The organism is Vibrio sp. 1874 (assembly GCF_033344395.1).
Taxonomy (GTDB): domain Bacteria; phylum Pseudomonadota; class Gammaproteobacteria; order Enterobacterales; family Vibrionaceae; genus Vibrio; species Vibrio alginolyticus.
This window is the reverse complement of the sequence record NZ_JAWPOR010000185.1, coordinates 1-1,044: the sequence shown is the minus strand read 5'-3', so window position 1 is coordinate 1,044 and position 1,044 is coordinate 1. Positions and strand designations below refer to the sequence as shown.

Sequence of the window (1,044 nt, the reverse complement as noted above, 5' to 3'; positions counted from 1 at the left end):
TACATTGCATAGCTCGTTGTTAGTGACATACCGATGTTCTCTTCAACATTCAGTAACTCCCAAAGCGGGCCTTTCTCTGTATGCTCAGGACAAGCTGGGTAACCCGGTGCAGGACGGATCCCTTGGTACTTTTCACGGATGAGCTCATCATTCGATAGATTTTCATCTGCTGCATAGCCCCAAAGTTCTTTCCTGACACGCTCATGCAAGTATTCAGCAAAAGCTTCGGCTAAACGATCCGCCACCGCTTGAATCATGATTGCGTTGTAGTCATCGCCTTGCGCTTTGTACTCATCGGCCAACTCACGCTCACCGATACCGCCAGTTACTGCAAACGCTCCAACCCAATCCTGTTTGCCAGATTCTTTTGGCGCGATGTAATCCGACAAGCAGTAGTTAAAGCCTTTAGGCTTTTCTGTTTGCTGACGAAGATTGCGCAATACTTTAGCAACCTCGGTACGCGACTCATCGGTGTACACTTCAATATCATCACCCACGCTTGCCGCTGGGAATAGACCACATATCCCGCGAGCCTTAAGCAATCCTTCACGCTCAACTCGATCAAGCAACTCATTGGCATCATGGAACAGACGCTGTGCCTCCTCACCCACTTCTTCATGTTTGAAGATTGTCGGGTATTTTCCTACCAGCGACCACGTCATGAAAAACGGCGTCCAGTCGATATACTTGCGTAAGGTTGCGACATCAAAATCATCGAAAATATGGAGGCCTGGTTTTGCAGGAACTGGTGGCGTGTATGCATCCCAATCTATCGCGACTTTATTTGCACGCGCTTGTTCTAAAGTGACAGGCTTAGTACGCGGCTTCTTACGATTGTGTTGGTCACGAACACGCTCATAATCCGCATCCAGTTTTTCTATAAAGGCAGGTCGACGTTCATCGGAGAGTAATGACGAACAAACCCCTACTGCGCGCGACGCATTGTTTACGTAAACCACCGGATTTTTGTAGTTCTGCTCAATCTTAACGGCGGTGTGCGCTTTGGATGTGGTAGCTCCACCAATCAGAAGCGGAAGATCAAAA

At 48.3% G+C, this 1,044-nt stretch carries 1 protein-coding gene; it reads right to left on the bottom strand.

What is annotated here, in order from left to right; translation table 11 throughout:
- Nucleotides 1-1,044: vitamin B12 dependent-methionine synthase activation domain-containing protein (locus tag R8N46_RS25495; RefSeq protein WP_318189816.1), on the bottom strand; the 1,044-nt coding region annotated here is incomplete at both ends.